Source organism: Kribbella sp. NBC_01505 (assembly GCF_045040285.1).
Lineage (GTDB): Bacteria > Actinomycetota > Actinomycetes > Propionibacteriales > Kribbellaceae > Kribbella.
Map to the genome: position 1 here is coordinate 9,378,888 of NZ_CP109425.1, position 16,587 is coordinate 9,395,474.

Here is a 16,587-nt window from a genome sequence, read left to right on the forward strand (position 1 = left end):
CGGTCGAGAAAGGGGGACGGGCTCCGACGTCACCGTCAAACACGGTTGGCGGAGGAGCCCGAGATGACATCTGATCAGCTGTTGCGGACGTACGTCGTACTGACGGTCGTGTCGACCGGTGCGTCGTCGATGATCTGGGGGATCAACACGCTTTTCCTGCTCGACGCCGGTCTGAGTGTCGGCAAGGCCTTCGCGGCGAATGCGTTCTTCACGGTGGGAATGGTGTTGTTCGAGGTGCCGACCGGTGTTGTCGCGGACACGGTCGGCCGGCGCGCGTCGTACCTTCTGGGTACGGTCACACTCTTCGGGTCCACGCTGCTGTACGTGCTGCTGTGGGAGCATCATGCGCCGTTCGCGGCGTGGGCCGTGGTTTCGATGCTGCTCGGACTAGGGTTCACCTTCTTCAGCGGAGCTACCGAAGCTTGGCTGGTGGACGGGCTGAACGCGACCGGCTACACAGGATCGCTGGAGTCCGCGTTCGCCAAGGGGCAGATCGCCAATGGCGTCGCGATGATGGCCGGAACGATTGCCGGTGGAGTGCTGGCGCAGAGCACCAACCTCGGAGCCCCGTACGTCGCTCGCGCCGTACTGCTCGTGGTTGCCTTCGCCGTCGCGTGGCGGGCGATGCGTGATGTCGGCTTCACGCCCAAGGCACGGGTGTCGGTGATGTCCGAGATGGGCGGCATCTTCCGGGCCTCGATGGACCACGGACTGCGCAAACCGGCCGTGCGCTGGGTCATGCTGGCCGCGCCGTTCGCCGCAGGTGTTACCGGCTACGGCTTCTATGCGGCCCAGCCGTACCTGCTGCAGCTGTACGGCGACGCCCAGTCCTATGTGGTCTCCGGCCTGGCCGCTGCCCTGGTCGCCGGCGCGCAGATCGTGGGTGGGGTGGCCGCGACCACAGTCGGCCGGGCCTTCGGACGGCGCACCTCGATGCTGCTCGCCACCTCAATCGGTATGGCGATCGTCCTGGTGCTGATGGGGACCGCCCACACCTTCTGGACGGTCCTGGTCGTGCTGGCCGTCTGGGCCGTCATCTCCGCGACGACCGGACCGGTGCGACAGGCCTACCTCAACGAACTGATCCCTTCAGCACAGCGAGCCACTGTGCTGTCCTCCGACAACCTGCTGTCCTCAACCGGGGGCGTAGTCATCCAGCCCACCCTCGGCAAGGCAGCCGACATCTGGGGCTACGGCCCGTCATACCTACTCGGCGCCGCAATCCAGCTCCTCGCACTACCCTTCCTGCTCCTGGCCGGACGCGATGCTCGGGCGACAGTGGCACCGGCGCGGTCGCATAGGCTGCGATCAGGTGCATCTGGACGAGTAACCCGATGGGAAGAACGTCATGGAGAAGGTTCAGCCCGGTCCGGGCCAGGAATCGGTCTGGGACTATCCCAGACCACCATTGCTCGACCTGTCATCGGAGCACATCGTCGTGGCGTTCGGCGGTGAGGTCATCGCCGAGACCGCACGTTCGTGGCGGATTCTGGAAACAAGCCACCCGCCGACGTACTACCTGCCGCGTTCCGCCTTCACGGACGGCAGCTTGCGTGCGGCGAGCGGGTCGTCGTACTGCGAATGGAAGGGGATCGCCAGCTATCTCGACGTCATCGGTGGGGACCGCATCGCGGCGAGCCAAGCCTGGTGGTACCCGAACCCGACAGACCAGTACGCCGAGCTGCGGGACCATGTCGGCCTGTACCCCGGAGCCATGGACCTGTGCACGGTCAACGGTGAGCGGGTGGAGCCCCAACCCGGCAACTTCTACGGTGGCTGGGTGACCTCCCGCGTCGTCGGCCCATTCAAGGGCTCGCCTGGCACAACCTTCTGGTGATTCTCAGTTGGACGGTAGATCGAGGTTGTGCAGGGCATTGCTGATGATCTCGGTGAGCGCCGGGTGGCCACGGCAACCACCCGAAATACGAAGAGGCTCAACGATAAGCTTCTGGAGGCCGAGCAGGTCAACACACGACTTCTCTACTCCGCAAGCCCCGCGCTCCGGGTGCACCCCGGGAACATGGCGCAGGCGAGACCGATCCGGCAGGTCCCCGGCCTCGAACCTTCATCATGATCAATCGACGCTGGACTGACCGCGCATGCTGACGTTGCTGGGCATGCCGCAAGGCGCAGAGTGGCTCGTGATCCTAGGGATCGTCGTGCTGCTGTTCGGATCGACCAAACTGCCGACGCTGGTCCGCCAGCTGGGCAAGTCGAAGAAGATCTGGGAAGACGAGGTCGGCCCCAACGCAAAATCGGGCGAGCTGCCCGAAAGCGCTGCCTACCTGGCCCACACCCCGGACCAACAGGTCAAGCCCTGACGAGGGCCGCTGGTGTGGCCGGCCGTGTGAGGCCGGCCGGCCACGATCAGGGATCAGGCGTTGGCGCGGCTGGTGTTGATGGTTCCGTTCACACCGGCCGGGAAGAACCCGCCCTTGGTGGCCTTCTTCGGCGTCAGGTAGACGACGTTGAGGACCTGGTCGGCGCCGCGGCTGAAAGCGATGCCGTTCGCGTCCGTCGGGACAATGTTGGTCCTCCCCCGGTACGTCGTACCTTGGTCGAGGTCGGCTTTTCCGTCGAGGCTGTCGCGAGCGTCGGAGATCGACACCGAGGGAGCTTCAAGACCCTTGGCGACCAACGACGTACGGATGTTCGCGGCGTGGTAGGCCTCCACCGCGAGGATGCCGGCGGCAGCCTCCAGATAGGTCTTGTTACTGATCAACGGAGCAGCGCCCTTGTAGGCGGTGACGCCTACGTCTTCGAAGACGTAGGCCGCGAGCAGGAAGTTGTTCTCGTTGGCATAGGCATCGAACTTCTGGCCCGGCTTGATCAAACCGGCCGCGGTTGCTGCCGCTGTGAACGCCGCGTCGATGTCGATCGCCGGACGTGCCACTGCGGCAGCTCCGAGCGCCTTCCGAAGGAAGCGGACGTGAGCCAGCTCGTCGGCCGCGATCTCCTCGGCATAAGCCTTCACGGACTTCGTCTGGAACTTGACCTTGCGCCCCCCTCGCACGCCGCCCGGCTTGCCCTTGCCGTAGACCTCCGTGGCGGACAGGCCGTAGCCGTGCACGGCGCGGAGGTAGAACTCTGCCTCCAGGTATTCCAGGTTGAGCGCGAAGTTCAGCACCGCGCCGTCGCTGGGCTGGCTTCCGTGTTTCTCCTTGCCGAGATCCAGGTCGAGATCGACACCGATTCCAGACCCCGTGGTGTCGGCCGACGCCGCATTGAAAGCACCACCCGCAAGCAGACCGCCACCAGCCAGGCCCGCTCCGGCTCCGACCACGCCGGCCGCCCGCAGGAACTTGCGGCGGTCCACGCCGTTCTCAGCGCTGCGGTCAATCGCAGTGCGGATGAACATTTTGTCGAACATGTCATCTCCGAGTTCGAGTTCCGCCCGACCGATCGGCCGGGGCGGAACAGCGAGTCACCCTGTACGAAGGCAACCCGCCATCCGGTCTCATTCGGCACCCGGGATGTTCCGGATGGGTGAGATCGTGATCGCTGCGCGCAACCATCGATGACGAGTGCAACGAAACGCAGAGAATCAGGTGGCCTCGAGGTCGACCGGCGGTTTCTGGCCGGTCGCGAGGCGCTTCGAGGTCGGGTCCTTCGGGACGGACTCGTCCTCGGGATCGTCGTCATCACCCTCGAGAAGGTGCTTCCGGACGAAGTTGCGCGGGTTCAGGTCCTGAAGCTCCAGGTCGGCGAACTCCGGGCCGAGCTCCTTGCGCAGATCGCTCTGCGCGGTGCTGACCATGCGCCGGACCTGGCCCAGCAGGTGCTTCGCTGTCCGGGCGAACTCCGGCAACCGGTCAGGGCCGAAGACGAACACGGCGACGAGCGCGATCACGACCAGCTCAAGCGGCCCGATGCCGAACATGCCCTCACCTCATCCTCGTCTCACGCTGCTACTTCGGTGCTCCGAGCCGTTTGGATCGGTCAGCCGACACATCGGCACGACCTGTCCTTGCCGGCCGAGGGACGCACGCCTCCACTCAACGAAGTTGTGGTCCTGCCGATTCGCTTCAGATTGCGGGATAGGCCTCGGCTCGCAGAAGCCGGGCGAGGTGCGCCGCGTTGGCGGCGGCCGTCTTCGTCGTGGCGCCGGTGGTATCCGGCTTCGGGCCGGCGTCGTTGTAGTCCACCGATCCCATCGCCTCCCCCACCCAGTACGTCGCTCCGGCCGCGGGGATCGTGAATCCGACATCGTTCAAGGCCTGGAACACCTCGGCCGTGACGTGATGCGCACCGTCCTCGTTGCCGACGACGCCGACGATCGCGACCTTGCCGTAGATCAGCGGGCGCCCCTGGTCGTCCTTCTCGGACAGTTCCGCGTCCAGCCGCTCCAGCACCACCTTGCACACGCTCGCCGGCTGGCCCATCCAGATCGGCGTCGCAACGATCAAGATGTCCGCAGCCAGAACCTTCTCCCGCAACGCCGGCCACTCATCCCCGTCCCCCTCGTCGACGCTGACCCCGAACCGCACATCGTGATCAACGACCCGCACAAGCTCACCGTCGACATCGTGATCGGCCAGCGCCGCCAGCAACTCCCGGCCGATCAGCTCCGAACTCGACTTCGCCGGCGACTTCTTCAGCGAACAACTCAAGACCAACGCCCTCAGTGGCGACATCTGCGACAACTCCCGTGACGGCGCGGCGTCGACAACCGCACTCGACCGGCCAGTACCCACTCTTGATCGGAATCACCAGGAACGCGTCGGGAAGCCGAACGAGTTGATCAGCCGCCCACCGGCACCTGCAGGCCTCCCGGCACGCTACATCGCCGGTTCGTCCTATCCGGCGGACGCTGAGGCAACAGATGCATCCAAGATCACGGGTGCAGCGGAAGCATCTCTGATCGGCCGCCACGAAGCGGCCCGCCTCCAGCTCATCGAAACTTCCTGAGAGAGCGCCTTCCCCGGCGTGGACCCACGGGCCAGCCTGACAGCAGTTACTGCTTCGTCACCTATCCGAATGGTTGATGACTCCGAATGCCTGTCGGTGAACTTCACCGCAGGGAGATGGTCGGCAGTATGAAGACCTGGAAGCCGTTCTACCGGTGGCTGGCGGCCAGTGCCGCGTTCGCGGCGCTTGTCGCGGTCGGCGTTGTCGTCTTCGGCCCGGGTGGTAAGGACACCGTGCCCGATGCTGCTCCGAAGCCGCGCCCGGCAGCGAGTTCTGCACCAGTCGTGGAGGAGCCCGACGCGTTGGTGGATCGCATGCTGGACCAGCTCCGCAACGGCGAGGCTGTGGAGCCTCAGTTCGCGGCGGGCGAAGGCAATCCGGCCGCCGGTGTACCGATCGAGGCGATCAAGGCCAAGCCGGGCGAGCAGTTACGGCTCGGCCGCCTGATGATCCCTCGACTCAAGCTGGACGACGAGCTGAACAACGGCGTCGACGAAGCAGCCCTCGTGCACGGTGTGGGTCACTGGCCCGGTACGCCGTTGCCGGGCAGCGCGGGCAACTCCGTGATCAGCGGGCATCGCAGTACCAACGAGAAGCCGTTCCTCTACCTGGACCGGCTTCGCCCCGGTGACCCGATCACGGTCGTGGTCGGGTCGAAGACCACGACGTACAAGGTCTTCAAGACCACCATCGTGCCGCAGGACGACTACGTGAAATTCGTCCTGAAGCAACCCGACAAGACCGGCGACAAGGTACTCACCCTGTTCGCCTGCAACCCCATCACCGCCCACTACCAGCGCATCGTCGTCCAGGCGCGCGCGGGATAGTGAGCACTGAGGAGAGTCATGGGTATCAAGGCAATTTTCGGGGGCCGTCCGGTCCTCGAGTTCGCCGACGAGCACAGCCGGCGCAACTTCTTGCGCAACGCCGCTCTGATCGGCGTCGGAGCAACCTACGTCGCAACGAACCTGGGTGATCCGATCGCCTTCGGCAACGCCGATCGCACCGCTACCAGTTCGGCGGCCAAGAGTGACCTCGACATCCTGAACTACGCGCTGACCCTGGAATACCTGGAGTCCGCGTTCTACACCGCAGGCCTGAAAGCCAAGCTGCTCAAGGGCCGCGAGCTCGAACTCGTCGACCCGATCCAGCAACACGAAGCGAACCACGTCACCGCGGTCCGCACCACGATCAAGGACCTCGGCGGCACGCCGGTCGCCGCGCCGAAGGTGAAATTCCCCGACGGCACCTTCGCCAGCCGGGCCTCGTTCCTGAAAACCGCAGGCGTCTTCGAAGAGCTCGGCGTGAAGGCCTACCACGGCCAGGTCCCGCTGGTGAAGGACGTCGCCATCCTCGCCGCGGCCGCGTCGATCGCCGGCGTCGAGTCCCGGCACGCCGCCATCATCGCCCAGATCACCGGCGGGAACCCGTTCCCGGCGCCGATCGAAGCCCACCTCGGGATGGCGCCGGTGCTCAAGGCCGCGATGCCGTTCCTCGCGAAGTAAGGAGCAGCAGAGATGACCGACACCATTCGTGACCTGATCCACGGCAACTCCTCACACGTCGAAGCCGGCGCCGCCATCGGCGCCCTCAACCACGGCTTCCACCTGGCCGCGGCCAAAGACTTCACCAGCGACATCGAGGTACTGAACTACGCACTGACGCTGGAATACCTCGAAGCCGAGTTCTATCGCCAAGGAAACAAAGCGAACCTGGTCACCGGCAAAGACAAGCAGTACCTGATGCAGATCGGCGCCGACGAGGCCTCACACGTCGCGACAATCACCGCCACCATCCAAAAACTCGGCGGTACACCGGTCGGCGCACCCGCCGTCGACTTCGGCGGCGCGTTCGACTCGCGCAAGAGCTACCTCACCACAGCGCATGTCTTCGAGAACAAAGGCGTCGGCGCCTACCTCGGCGCGGCCGGATTCGTAAAGGACAAGATGATCCTCCAAGCCGCAGCCGGCATCTTCGGCGTCGAAGCCCGCCACGCCGCCGTAGTCGGCAACCTGCTCGGCCTGAAAGCCGAAGGCGGAGTCTACCAAGGCTCCACCGAGACCGGGATCGCCAAGAACGACGTCCTGAAGGCCGTCGCACCCTTCCTGCAGGACCCGTCCAAGGTAGTTGCCGCCATCACCTACTGACGGCAGAGCATTGGGGAGCGGCCCGGCCTTCCCTGGGGGAGACCGGGCCGCTCCGCTGTGTTCACAGCGAGGCGAAGCCTTTCAGCCCCGGACAGTCAGGACGATCAGTACGACGTTCAGCGCGCTGACGGTGGTTGCGACCAAGCAGGCCAGGAATGTGGTGTGCCGGCGGTTGACCAGCTCCCCCATCACGCGCTTCGACGCGGTGAGCCGGACCAGTGGCCACAGTGCGCACGGGATACCGAAGCTCAGGACTACCTGTGAGACCACCAGCGCCCGGCTGGGGTCGATGCCGATCGCGAGGATGGCCAGAGCCGGAACCAGAGTGACCAGTCGCCTGGTCCACAGCGGGATCTTGCGGTGCCAGAACCCGTCCAGGATGACGGAGCCTGCGTAGGTGCCGACCGATGACGATGCGAAGCCGGAGGCCAGCAGTGCGAGTGCGAACAGCAGTGCGGAGAAGTGGCCGAGCCGGTCACCGATAGCTGCGTGGGCAGCATCCAGGGAGTCTGCGCCGGTCCCGCTGAGCGCTGCGGCGGCCAGGACGACCATGGCGAGGTTGACCGCGCCGGCCAGCGCCATGGCCACGCCCACATCGGTGCGGGTCGCTTTGAGGACCCGCTGCTTGCCTGCGGCGGAGCGGATTGCCTTGCCGTGCCGGTCGGTGATCAGGGCTCCGTGCAGCCAGATCGCGTGTGGCATCACTGTCGCTCCGAGCATGCCGGCGGCCAGTACCAGTGATTGCACGCCATCCAGGCGCGGGACCATGCCGCCGAGCACTCCGGAGGCTGACGGCTCGGACTGGATGGTGGAGACCACGAAACCGACCAGGACGACGGCGAGCAGTCCGATGATCGCGGCCTCGAACGGGCGCTGTCCGCGCTTGGACTGGTAGATCAGTAGGCCGAAGGAGACCACACCAGTGATCACTCCGCCCAGCAGAAGCGGGATGCCGAACAGCAGGTTCAGCGCGATCGCACCACCGACGACCTCGGCCAGGTCGGTCGCGACCGCGACCAGTTCGGCCTGGGCCCAGAGCCCGGTCGAGGTGGACCGCTTGAAGTGGTCACGGCACAGCTGCGGCAGCGTCCGTCCGGTCGCGATACTCGCTTTTGCCGCCAGATACTGCACCAGAACGGCCATCAGGTTCGCCCCGACGACCACCCAGCACAGCAGATAGCCATAGGTCGCACCGGCCGCGATGTTGGTCGCGAAGTTCCCCGGATCGACATAGGCGACCGCCGCGACGAACGCCGGTCCGAGCAGCAAAAGCCCGGACCGGTTCAACTGCCGCCTCAGTGGCGCCGGTGCATACATGAGCGTGCCTCTCACTGGAGAACCAACTGCCCAGTCTTCGGAGCCACACGGCGGACAGATAGGACACAGACCAGCTCAAACCCACAACGACGACTCTCGCGGGCGGACATTCCCCGGGCGACCCTCGCGCACTGCCGGGTCGCGCATCACCGATCTGGAACCAAAGGCCCCGCACAGAGGTCCCGGATCGGTGAAACCGGGCTGGACGCCCGGGGAATGCGGGTGCCGCCACGCCGTGTTGGACGCACTCAGAACGTCGTCAACGAGTGGCGGCTGACCAGCCAGACCGGTCCCGGCCTCCGACAGGCCACGGGTGGATCGGACCGCCGGCTGGTCGCTCTAGGCTGACCCAGTCAGCCGGGCCAGGCGCGGATCAGTTGAACAGACCGAGCAGGCTGTGGCCCCAGTGACCATGACCGCTGCAGCGCGAGCTGATCTCGACGTACAGGCCGATCACGATGTTGAGACCCGAGTGATAGTCCATCAGTTTCTCCTTCGTAGGTGTTCGAAAACACCACCCGGTCTGATCTGGCGGTCCAGGCCCGGTAGCCGGAGCGGTTGCTCTAAGCATCAGTTCGTCGCTCTCGGCTACATGGATAGGTCGAATCCACCGGTAATGTCGAAAAATTCAGATCGGGCCCCAGCGGCCGCGGTGGTCTCGCTGATCGTGTCAGTCAGATCCTGGTGCTGAAGAATCAGCTCGGCCGTTCGTCCCTGATCGCAACAAGTGGGCAGCCGATCCGGCGCGCATCCGAGGGATGTTCGCGTTCTCGAGGGCGGCGACGACGTCCGGGTGGTCGGCGATCACCCGCAGTTGGCCCCGCGCGGGGGACGGCCGGCGCCAGGCTTCCTGCAGGGCATGGACGGCGTCGACAGCAAGGTAGGTGCAGGCCGACAGGTCCACCGCCAGGATCCCGGCGCAGACCGGCCAGCTCTCACGCAGTTCCTGCCGAAAAGTGACTGCGGTCAGCCGATCGAGGTGGCCGACGGCCGCGATGACGATCATGCCGTCGCCGACCAGCACCGTGACGCGCGCCGTACGACTCAACTGGTCCGAAGCGTCCCGGGAGCCGTCGGCTGTCCCGAGGAAATCTTGCCGTGGCGTCACACAACGTCCAGCGGACTGAGACAGTCGCGCAGCCGCCGCAGACCATCGCGGATCCGCGCCTTCACAGTAGGCAGCTTGATGTCGAGCGCCTCAGCGACCTCAGGGTAGGTCTGGCCGCCGTAGTAGGCCATCATGATTGCTTCGCGCTGCCGGTCGGTCAAGGTTGCCAGACAGCCGCGGACCTGCTCGGCGTCCAGCTTGCCGATCGCCGTCTCGGCGACCGGGTCGTGGGGCGCGGGGCTCTCCCTGACCGCGAACAGGTGCTCTCGTTGCCGGCTTGTATGCCGGCTTCGGTACCTGTCGACCGCACGGCGGTGCGCCATCGTCAGCACCCAACTCGAGATCGACCCCTTGGCAGCGTCGTAGCGGGCGGCGGTGCGCCACAGCTCGACCATCACGTCCTGCGTCACCTCCTCGGCCTGAGCAACATTGCTCAGAACCCGACGGCACATCCCGAACACAGCGGGAGCAAGGGCGTCGTAGAACGTGGAGAACGCCCCGTGGTCACCGTCCGCGATCCGGGCGATCAGCTCAGCCGGAGGGTCCGCGGCGTAGTGGCCTCTGCCGGAGCTGGGCCAGGGCAGCATCGTCTTGGTGTCAGCCATGGCCGACGCCATCCATCAACGGGGCACCCTGCGGGCACCCTGGCGTGTGGGCCATGGATGCCCCGGGCAACGACTGCGTGATGACGAACATAGGTCCGACAGACTCCTTGGCGCGCGAATCCGCGCCGCCGGGGTCTGGGGCAGCCTAGACATCAGACGCTACCCGCTACGCCCGAGTCGCCGCAACGCTGAACCGCAGATGTCGCGCCGCGACGACAGAATCGACACCCCGGACTCGTGGGGTGGTCTAGCGGAAATGCTTCGCCACGTTCCGGACCGACTTCGCGACGTTGCCACGGTGGCCCGCGGGGAGCCCGATCAGCCGCAGAGCTGCGGGAATCCTCGCCGTCCGGAGGTCGAACGTCTCCCGAAGCCTGGTCCGGCCCGGCTCGGCCTCCTCGAGCTCCCAGCGCCACCGATGCCCGAAGAAGTGGCACCAGGCGATCAACCGGTCCTGCTCGTACTCGACGACCCGTGACGTGACCCGGTACGGCAACTTGATCCGCATCGACATCCCGAAGTTGTCACCCGGACCGAGCAGGTCCGGACCCTTCATGGATCCACGAACGCTGTGGTCCCCGCTGATCTCGGCATGATTCCCGGGCCGACGAAGAAAATCGAACACCGCCGCGGGCTCAGCCTCCACGACGGTCGTCGCGGACACCTGATCGGCGCTCAGTTCGACCTCGACGTAGTCACTCATCTGCTTCTCCTGCTCTGCCGTTCAGGCTTCGGATGACGGACCTTGCTCATGATGCAATCGCTCCAGTGGTCACCAGGTCATTGAGGGCAGCTAGGAAGCGTTCCGCGTCCAGGGCCGCGGCACAGCCGCTGCCGGCCGCGGTGATCGCCTGACGGTAGGTGTGGTCGACCAGGTCACCGGCCGCGAACACACCCGGCTGGTTGGTCTCCGTGCTGCCCTCACGCGTCAGCACGTACCCCTCCTCGTCCAGCCGAATCTGGCCGTGGATCAGCTCCGAGCGCGGGTCGTGACCGATCGCGATGAACAGACCCGTGACCGGCAGCTCCCGCGTCTCACCGGTCCCGGTGTCACGCAGTACGACACCGCTCAGCTTCTCGTCGCCCTGGATCTCGGCGACCTCGGAGTTCCACGCGAAGTCGATCTTGTCGTTCGCGAACGCGCGCTCGGCCATGATCTTCGAGGCCCGCAGCTCACCACGACGGTGCACCAGCGTCACCTTCGACGCGAACCGGGTCAGGAACGTCGCCTCCTCGATCGCGGAGTCACCGCCACCGACGACCGCGATCTCCTGCTGACGGAAGAAGAACCCGTCACAGGTCGCACACCACGACACACCATGACCCGACATCCGGTCCTCGTGCTCGACGCCGAGCTTGCGGTAGCCCGAACCCATCGCCAGGATGACCGACCGCGCCTGGTGCACGGTGCCGGCCGAGTCGGTGACCGACTTGATCTCACCGGTCAGGTCCATCGCCACGATGTCGTCGGCGACCAGCTCCGCGCCGAAGCGCTCCGCCTGGGTGCGCATCTCGTCCATCAGGGCCGGGCCCATGATCCCCTGCGCGAAACCGGGGAAGTTCTCCACCTCGGTGGTGTTCATCAGCGCACCGCCGGCGGTCACCGAGCCCTCGAAGACCAGCGGCTCCAGCTGCGCACGCGCGGCGTACACGGCAGCCGTGTAACCGGCCGGGCCGGAGCCGACGATGATGACGTTACGAACCACGGACTCGGTCATGCTCGTTCTCTCCAGAACAGTTGATATCGGTCGGTTGGGATGCAGACCGGCCCGGAAGGGGGTGTCACGGACCGGCCTGCAGTCGGAGGTGCCCGCCAGGGCAGGCCGGCTCAGCCGAAGCTGAAGGTGAAGGCCGAGACGCCGGGGCTGTAGGTCAGGGTCATGGTCTTGCGTTGCTGGCTGGGCAGATCGATCAACTGGTAGGCGTTCGGGGTGCCCGAGACCTTGATCGTCTTGTCCGGGAGGCCCGGGACCGTGACGGTGACGGTGCCTTCGCCGGACAGGACGTGGAAGACCTTGGCTGCCTGGAAGTTGAGTCGGCTCTGGGAACCCTTGGTGGCGGTGACGCTCTGGGTGCCGACAGCCCAGTTGCCGCCGAGGCTGAAGGTGTCGGCGGGCTGTTCGGGGTTGAGGCCGAAGGCAACAGTCTTGTTCGGGGTGAGCTTGCCCGAGCCGTTCAGGTTGGCCGCGCGGGAGTAGCCCAGGTAGGTCTCAGGGGTGGTTCCGTCGGCGCCGATCGAGTCGGCCTTCACGGTGCCGTCGACCGGAGCCGGGAGCTGGACGTTCGGGTTCGCGGCCTTCAAAAGCTGACGGATCTGGTTCTCGGTCTGGTCGTAACTGCCCTCGCCGAACTTGATCGACCGAACGGTGCCACCGGCATCGACCAGGTACTTCGCCGGCCAGTACTGATTGCGGTACTCCGTCCACGTAGCCAGATTGTTGTCCTGACCAACCGGGTAGCTGATGCCTTCCTTACGGATGGCCGCCTCGACGTTCCCAGCGCTCTTCTCGAACGCGAACTCCGGCGAGTGAATCCCGACGATCTCCAGCCCAAGCGACTTGTACGCCTTGTCCCAGGCCAGCAGATGCGGCGTCGCCCGCTGGCAGTTAATACACGAATACGCCCAGAAATCGACCAGGACAACCTTGCCCTTCAGCTCGGCGATCGACGCCGCCTGACCGCCCGGAGTGTTGAACCACTTCTGCGTACCCGTGAACTCCGGCGCCGCACCACACATCGCCAGCTCGGCCGCACCCGGCGTGCACTTCACCAACTCCTGCCCACCCTGACCCAACGCCGGAGCGAGCACACCCTGCACCGTCTTGTTCTCCGCAACCTTCTTCTCAAGACCACTCGTATACGACGGAAGCGACCGCTGAATCACGTCAGTGATATTGAAAGCCAGCGCGATCGCCAGCAGGATCATCACGATCCCGCCACCGATCCGGAAACCCTTCTGATGATCGCGGTACGCCTTCACCCGCTGCGAGATCCGCGAACCGGCCGAAGCAAAGATCAGCAACGGCAGCGCAGCACCGATCGCGAACGACACAGTCAGTACGACGGTCCGCCAACCAACATTGCCCGTCGCACCAGCCACCGTGATAGCAGCCAGGACCGGCCCCGCGCACGGGACATACAGCGTGCCCAAGCCCAAACCCAGCACGAACGCACCGTTGTTGTTCTTGTTGATCTTCGGCAACCGATAGAACGGCTTCTCGATCCAATGACCCAGCGCCGGAAAGATCAGACCGAGCCCGACCAGCGTCAGAATCGTCAGCCCACCCCACCGCAAGAAGCTATCCGGCAGACCCAGCGCCGACAGAATCACCGAACCGGTCAGCGTGAACAGACTAAAGCTCACCACGATCCCACCGATGATCTTCAACGGCCGGAAATCTCTTGCAGGCTTCGCAACCTCAACCTCTTCGACCAGCACATCACCGTCGGCCTCGGAGGCCTTACGAGCAACAGGTTCCTTCTGACCGGCGGTACCGGCGAAGAAGATGATCGGAAGCATCGGCAGGACACAGGGTGAGACCCCGGTAATCAGACCGCCTACCAATCCGATGAAGGCCAGTGTGAGCATCAGGAATCTCCAAGGACGGAAAGCCGAACAGGACACCCCTACTTCGATCCAGCCGGGCCACCGGATGGGTGTTCGGAGTCGCACACGAAGCATTCCAGATCGACCTATCCAAACCCTGGCCGGCCGCGAATAGATGGTGCCGGGCGCGCCTGGTCGGTGGATCCGTCGACGGATCGAGAGAGATCGTCATGGCCAGCAACGGCCTCAGAACCGCAGGGACGTGATGCCATGACAAATCCGGATGTGCATGCCTTGACTGGGCCCTACGTTCTCGACGCGCTCCCGGACGCCGAACGTGCCGGCTTCGAGGCACACCTCGCCCAATGCGAGTCCTGCCCCACCGAGGTCGAGGAACTGCGTGAGGCCGCCACCAAGTTCGCCATCCAGGTTGCCGCCCCGCCGCCACCGGCGCTCAAAGCCCATGTCTTGGCGACCATCGAGCACGTACGTCAGCTTCCGCCGCTGGTCCCAGCACGCACTATCGGCGTTGTGATCGCACACCGCCATGGGTTCGGCAAACGGTCGATACTTGCGCTCGCCGCAGCAGCCCTGGCAGTGGCGCTGAGCGGCGGCATCGCTGTCGACCAGCACCGGCAGAGCGTCGCGTCCCGGCAGGCAGACGATCAGATCGCTACCGTCCTCGCCGACCCCGATGCGCGCACCGTCCGGGCCAGAGTCGCTGGTGGCGGCCAAGCTGCCGTCGTCGCTTCCAACGGCGGCGACAGAGCCGTCGTCGTACTCCGCGGACTTCGCAAACTCCCGTCGGACAAGACATGGCAGTTGTGGCTCATGGACGATTCAAACATCGCCCACTCGATCGGTCTCGCCTCCGGTAGCGCCGATGACCTGACGAGGGTGATCAACGGCGGCGTCACCGACAAGATCGCCTTCGGCCTCACCGTCGAACCCGCCGGCGGATCAGCCACGCCAACCCTTCCAGCTGCCGCAATGATCGCGATGACCTGATGCGCAGCGGCTGTCTCAAGCTGCTCGTGTTGTTCGCGGCAACGGCAATCGGCCGTCGCCAGTGCTGGATGCACTGCCGACGGCCGACCTGACGTATCGGGTGGTTAACGCGGCCAGTCGGCCTCGGTGACCGTGCCACTGACCACGTCAAGCGTCAGCTGGACAGGTCCGTCGGGCATCACGTACAGCTCGTAGCTGCCCTCGGGGACGTCGGAGAAGACCGCCGAATAGACAATCTCACCCTCGGGCGACGGGCGAGGAACGACTGCCACGTGGGGGAATCGGTGGCTGTGCTCGCCGTGGGTGTGCTCGCCCTCGCCGTGCCCATGACCGTGACCGTGTTCCTGGGAGTCGTTGCCGTGGTTGGCCGAGAGTGGTTCCTCGTCCGTCCACCCGGCCGGGCGCCGTTCGATCTCGACGTCCTCCAGCTCGGCCGGCAACGTGACCACGATCGCACCGACCCCGTCACCGATGTCGAGCAGAACCGACGAGCCCTTGCCCGCGTGCGGGTTCTCCTCGGCATTTGTCAGCGGCTTGGTGGCTGGCTCGGTCATGATGCCGCCGGCATGCCCGGCTTCGACTGGTAACCACCCGCCGGAGTGCCCAGGTAGGGGAACACCTTGAGGTAGGTGGAGTTGGTGTTCGACGTACCGTCCTGCACCGCCGAGGCAGCGCCGTCCGGCGTGTAGGTCGGGTCGACCAGCGGGATCGTCAAACCGGCGACCGCACGGATCTCCACTGTGACCACATCGTCGAAGACGCGACGCCCGTTCGGGAAACCGGCCGCATCCCCGGCCACCAAGCCGAGCGGATTCGGCGTCTTCGTCGGCGGTACGGCGACGTTCAACCGCAGCATGTCGGCCTGCACCGGACCGGTGTAGTTCTGGAAGCCCGGTACGACGCCCTTCGGGATGCCGGTCAACAGGATCGCGGCCAGGTCCGCCCGCGGCTTCTTGTACGCCGCGAGGTTCGGGAACACTCCCGGATACAGCGCGGGGAGGAGGCCCGCAAGTTCGGGCTTGGTGACGTACTGCGCATACTTCTTGTCGTCCGACGGCGGCCGGCTGTTCCACTTGTCCTTCTCGGCCATCGGCACGATAACCTCGTTGAACAGCGGGTTGCCGAGCCGGGAGACCTGCTTGTGCGGGCCGTGCCACAGCGAGATCCCGAGCAGGTCGTCGAAGATCTTGGACTGCTGCCGGCTCGCGGTGGCGTAGACGCCGATGGCGGACTTGGCATCCATCACGTCGGTCGGCTTCTTGCCGTCACGCGTCAGGTCGCTGATCGGCACCTGCAGCGCGATCGTGTGCACGTTCGAGCCCTGCAGGCCGTTGACGCCCATCGCCGCGGCCGACGGGATCAGGTGCGCCGCCTGGAACGGACGCAGAGTACCCAGGTCGAAGATCGAGCCGAGGTCGGCGAAGAACCCGTCCGCACGCTGACCGGCGAACACCTTCCGGTTCGTGCCGAACGTGTGGATCGCCTCACCGGCCAGCTTGGCGTAGTTCGGCGTACTGCGCGGCCCGACGTTGACCGGCGGCGCGGCCAGCTCGCGGGCCAGGATGCGGGAGCGGCCGTTCTCGACCCGGGTCACCGAGTAGTACTGCGGCCGGTTCCAGGTAGTGTCCTTGATCGAGGTGATCGGACCGGTGTTGTAGAGGAAGGTCTTCTTGTTCCGGATCTCGGCGTGGAAGCGGAACTGGTAGCTGATGTCCGCCTTCCCGTCCCCCTCGTTGGAGATGTGGATCTGATACAGCACGTCGTCGCCGAACTCGTAGAAGTTCGGGCCACCGTACGGGTTCTGGAACGGGATGAAGTTGGCGATCAGCGTCACCGTGTCCGGCTTGTCCGGGCTCACGAACGCGTACACGTCGGTGTTGTCTGCAACCGGATCCTTCGAGATCTCCGGTGCTTCGCGATGCGAAGACATGAAAGTTCCTCCAGTAA

Annotated in this window: 18 protein-coding genes; 7 read left to right on the plus strand and 11 right to left on the minus strand. The window is 65.4% G+C overall.

The annotated features are described in order from the left end of the window. Positions 1 to 63 precede the first annotated feature (63 nt). The 3 genes from OG474_RS43700 (at position 64) to OG474_RS43710 (ending at position 2,321) form a co-directional block, all read left to right on the plus strand. The gene (locus tag OG474_RS43700) at positions 64 to 1,455 is read left to right on the plus strand and encodes an MFS transporter (RefSeq protein ID WP_405059590.1); all 1,392 of its coding nucleotides are present in this window, start codon (positions 64 to 66) and stop codon (positions 1,453 to 1,455) included. Continuing rightward, on the plus strand, positions 1,439 to 1,837 hold the full coding sequence (locus tag OG474_RS43705) for a DUF427 domain-containing protein (protein WP_405059591.1): 399 nt from the start codon (positions 1,439 to 1,441) through the stop codon (positions 1,835 to 1,837). The genes OG474_RS43700 and OG474_RS43705 overlap by 17 nt, the downstream gene beginning before the upstream one ends. Before the next feature lie 262 nt (positions 1,838 to 2,099). Further along, the gene (locus OG474_RS43710) at positions 2,100 to 2,321 is read left to right on the plus strand and encodes a twin-arginine translocase TatA/TatE family subunit (protein WP_405059592.1); all 222 of its coding nucleotides are present in this window, start codon (positions 2,100 to 2,102) and stop codon (positions 2,319 to 2,321) included. A 53-nt stretch (positions 2,322 to 2,374) separates the two neighbouring features. Here OG474_RS43710 and OG474_RS43715 read toward each other — a convergent pair whose 3' ends face one another. From OG474_RS43715 to OG474_RS43725, 3 genes are all read right to left on the minus strand, one after another. After that, positions 2,375 to 3,370, minus strand: a complete 996-nt coding sequence (locus OG474_RS43715; protein ID WP_405059593.1) for a ferritin-like domain-containing protein — start codon at positions 3,368 to 3,370, stop codon at positions 2,375 to 2,377. 174 nt (positions 3,371 to 3,544) lie between these two features. After that, positions 3,545 to 3,880: a sec-independent translocase gene (locus tag OG474_RS43720; protein WP_405059594.1), complete on the minus strand. Its 336-nt coding sequence runs from the start codon at positions 3,878 to 3,880 to the stop codon at positions 3,545 to 3,547. 145 nt (positions 3,881 to 4,025) lie between these two features. Beyond that, positions 4,026 to 4,634 (minus strand): flavodoxin family protein, encoded by a 609-nt coding sequence (locus OG474_RS43725; RefSeq protein WP_405059595.1) that lies wholly within the window; start codon positions 4,632 to 4,634, stop codon positions 4,026 to 4,028. A gap of 402 nt (positions 4,635 to 5,036) precedes the next feature. Between OG474_RS43725 and OG474_RS43730 the strand changes: the two genes are divergently transcribed. From OG474_RS43730 to OG474_RS43740, 3 genes are read left to right on the plus strand one after another with little or no spacing between them, the layout of a single operon-like run. Continuing rightward, a complete protein-coding gene (locus OG474_RS43730) occupies positions 5,037 to 5,735 on the plus strand; it encodes a class E sortase (protein WP_405059596.1) in 699 nt (232 codons plus the stop codon). 18 nt (positions 5,736 to 5,753) lie between these two features. Beyond that, complete coding sequence (locus OG474_RS43735) at positions 5,754 to 6,413, plus strand: ferritin-like domain-containing protein (protein WP_405059597.1); 660 nt, start codon at positions 5,754 to 5,756, stop codon at positions 6,411 to 6,413. A 12-nt stretch (positions 6,414 to 6,425) separates the two neighbouring features. Continuing rightward, positions 6,426 to 7,055, plus strand: a complete 630-nt coding sequence (locus tag OG474_RS43740) for a ferritin-like domain-containing protein (protein ID WP_405059598.1) — start codon at positions 6,426 to 6,428, stop codon at positions 7,053 to 7,055. Positions 7,056 to 7,136: 81 nt separating this feature from the next. Here the strand turns inward: OG474_RS43740 and OG474_RS43745 are convergent, their stop codons facing one another. From OG474_RS43745 to OG474_RS43770, 6 genes are all read right to left on the minus strand, one after another. Next, positions 7,137 to 8,372 carry an Nramp family divalent metal transporter gene (locus OG474_RS43745; protein WP_405064676.1) on the minus strand — a complete coding sequence of 412 codons (1,236 nt, stop codon included), beginning with the start codon at positions 8,370 to 8,372 and terminating at the stop codon, positions 7,137 to 7,139. Positions 8,373 to 9,042: 670 nt separating this feature from the next. Further along, a complete protein-coding gene (locus OG474_RS43750) occupies positions 9,043 to 9,480 on the minus strand; it encodes an STAS domain-containing protein (protein ID WP_405059599.1) in 438 nt (145 codons plus the stop codon). After that, positions 9,477 to 10,085, minus strand: coding sequence for an ECF RNA polymerase sigma factor SigK (gene sigK / locus OG474_RS43755; protein ID WP_405059600.1), 609 nt, complete (start codon positions 10,083 to 10,085; stop codon positions 9,477 to 9,479). Before sigK ends, OG474_RS43750 begins: the two co-directional genes overlap by 4 nt. A gap of 247 nt (positions 10,086 to 10,332) precedes the next feature. Further along, positions 10,333 to 10,788 (minus strand): SRPBCC family protein, encoded by a 456-nt coding sequence (locus OG474_RS43760; RefSeq protein WP_405059601.1) that lies wholly within the window; start codon positions 10,786 to 10,788, stop codon positions 10,333 to 10,335. A gap of 46 nt (positions 10,789 to 10,834) precedes the next feature. Beyond that, the gene (gene trxB / locus OG474_RS43765) at positions 10,835 to 11,803 is read right to left on the minus strand and encodes a thioredoxin-disulfide reductase (RefSeq protein WP_405059602.1); all 969 of its coding nucleotides are present in this window, start codon (positions 11,801 to 11,803) and stop codon (positions 10,835 to 10,837) included. Positions 11,804 to 11,913: 110 nt separating this feature from the next. Then, complete coding sequence (locus OG474_RS43770; protein WP_405059603.1) at positions 11,914 to 13,674, minus strand: cytochrome c biogenesis protein CcdA; 1,761 nt, start codon at positions 13,672 to 13,674, stop codon at positions 11,914 to 11,916. Between the two features lie 228 nt (positions 13,675 to 13,902). Here OG474_RS43770 and OG474_RS43775 point away from each other — a divergent pair, with 228 nt between their 5' ends. Then, positions 13,903 to 14,640, plus strand: a complete 738-nt coding sequence (locus OG474_RS43775; protein WP_405059604.1) for an anti-sigma factor domain-containing protein — start codon at positions 13,903 to 13,905, stop codon at positions 14,638 to 14,640. 104 nt (positions 14,641 to 14,744) lie between these two features. Here OG474_RS43775 and OG474_RS43780 read toward each other — a convergent pair whose 3' ends face one another. Then, positions 14,745 to 15,194 carry a hypothetical protein gene (locus OG474_RS43780; RefSeq protein WP_405059605.1) on the minus strand — a complete coding sequence of 150 codons (450 nt, stop codon included), beginning with the start codon at positions 15,192 to 15,194 and terminating at the stop codon, positions 14,745 to 14,747. Further along, on the minus strand, positions 15,191 to 16,570 hold the full coding sequence (locus OG474_RS43785) for a DUF4331 domain-containing protein (protein ID WP_405059606.1): 1,380 nt from the start codon (positions 16,568 to 16,570) through the stop codon (positions 15,191 to 15,193). The genes OG474_RS43780 and OG474_RS43785 overlap by 4 nt, the downstream gene beginning before the upstream one ends. Positions 16,571 to 16,587 lie beyond the last annotated feature (17 nt).

Excerpts from the sequence above, each read along its gene's own strand:
- sigK (WP_405059600.1), bottom strand. The coding sequence starts at position 10,085 with ATGGCTGACACCAAGACGATGCTGCCCTGGCCCAGCTCCGGCAGAGGC.
- OG474_RS43770 (WP_405059603.1), bottom strand. The coding sequence starts at position 13,674 with ATGCTCACACTGGCCTTCATCGGATTGGTAGGCGGTCTGATTACCGGG.
- OG474_RS43775 (WP_405059604.1), top strand. The coding sequence starts at position 13,903 with ATGACAAATCCGGATGTGCATGCCTTGACTGGGCCCTACGTTCTCGAC.
- OG474_RS43725 (WP_405059595.1), bottom strand. The coding sequence starts at position 4,634 with ATGTCGCCACTGAGGGCGTTGGTCTTGAGTTGTTCGCTGAAGAAGTCG.
- OG474_RS43760 (WP_405059601.1), bottom strand. The coding sequence starts at position 10,788 with ATGAGTGACTACGTCGAGGTCGAACTGAGCGCCGATCAGGTGTCCGCG.
- trxB (WP_405059602.1), bottom strand. The coding sequence starts at position 11,803 with ATGACCGAGTCCGTGGTTCGTAACGTCATCATCGTCGGCTCCGGCCCG.
- OG474_RS43735 (WP_405059597.1), top strand. The coding sequence starts at position 5,754 with ATGGGTATCAAGGCAATTTTCGGGGGCCGTCCGGTCCTCGAGTTCGCC.
- OG474_RS43710 (WP_405059592.1), top strand. The coding sequence starts at position 2,100 with ATGCTGACGTTGCTGGGCATGCCGCAAGGCGCAGAGTGGCTCGTGATC.
- OG474_RS43745 (WP_405064676.1), bottom strand. The coding sequence starts at position 8,372 with ATGTATGCACCGGCGCCACTGAGGCGGCAGTTGAACCGGTCCGGGCTT.
- OG474_RS43740 (WP_405059598.1), top strand. The coding sequence starts at position 6,426 with ATGACCGACACCATTCGTGACCTGATCCACGGCAACTCCTCACACGTC.
- OG474_RS43730 (WP_405059596.1), top strand. The coding sequence starts at position 5,037 with ATGAAGACCTGGAAGCCGTTCTACCGGTGGCTGGCGGCCAGTGCCGCG.
- OG474_RS43700 (WP_405059590.1), top strand. The coding sequence starts at position 64 with ATGACATCTGATCAGCTGTTGCGGACGTACGTCGTACTGACGGTCGTG.
- OG474_RS43785 (WP_405059606.1), bottom strand. The coding sequence starts at position 16,570 with ATGTCTTCGCATCGCGAAGCACCGGAGATCTCGAAGGATCCGGTTGCA.
- OG474_RS43715 (WP_405059593.1), bottom strand. The coding sequence starts at position 3,370 with ATGTTCGACAAAATGTTCATCCGCACTGCGATTGACCGCAGCGCTGAG.
- OG474_RS43780 (WP_405059605.1), bottom strand. The coding sequence starts at position 15,194 with ATGACCGAGCCAGCCACCAAGCCGCTGACAAATGCCGAGGAGAACCCG.
- OG474_RS43720 (WP_405059594.1), bottom strand. The coding sequence starts at position 3,880 with ATGTTCGGCATCGGGCCGCTTGAGCTGGTCGTGATCGCGCTCGTCGCC.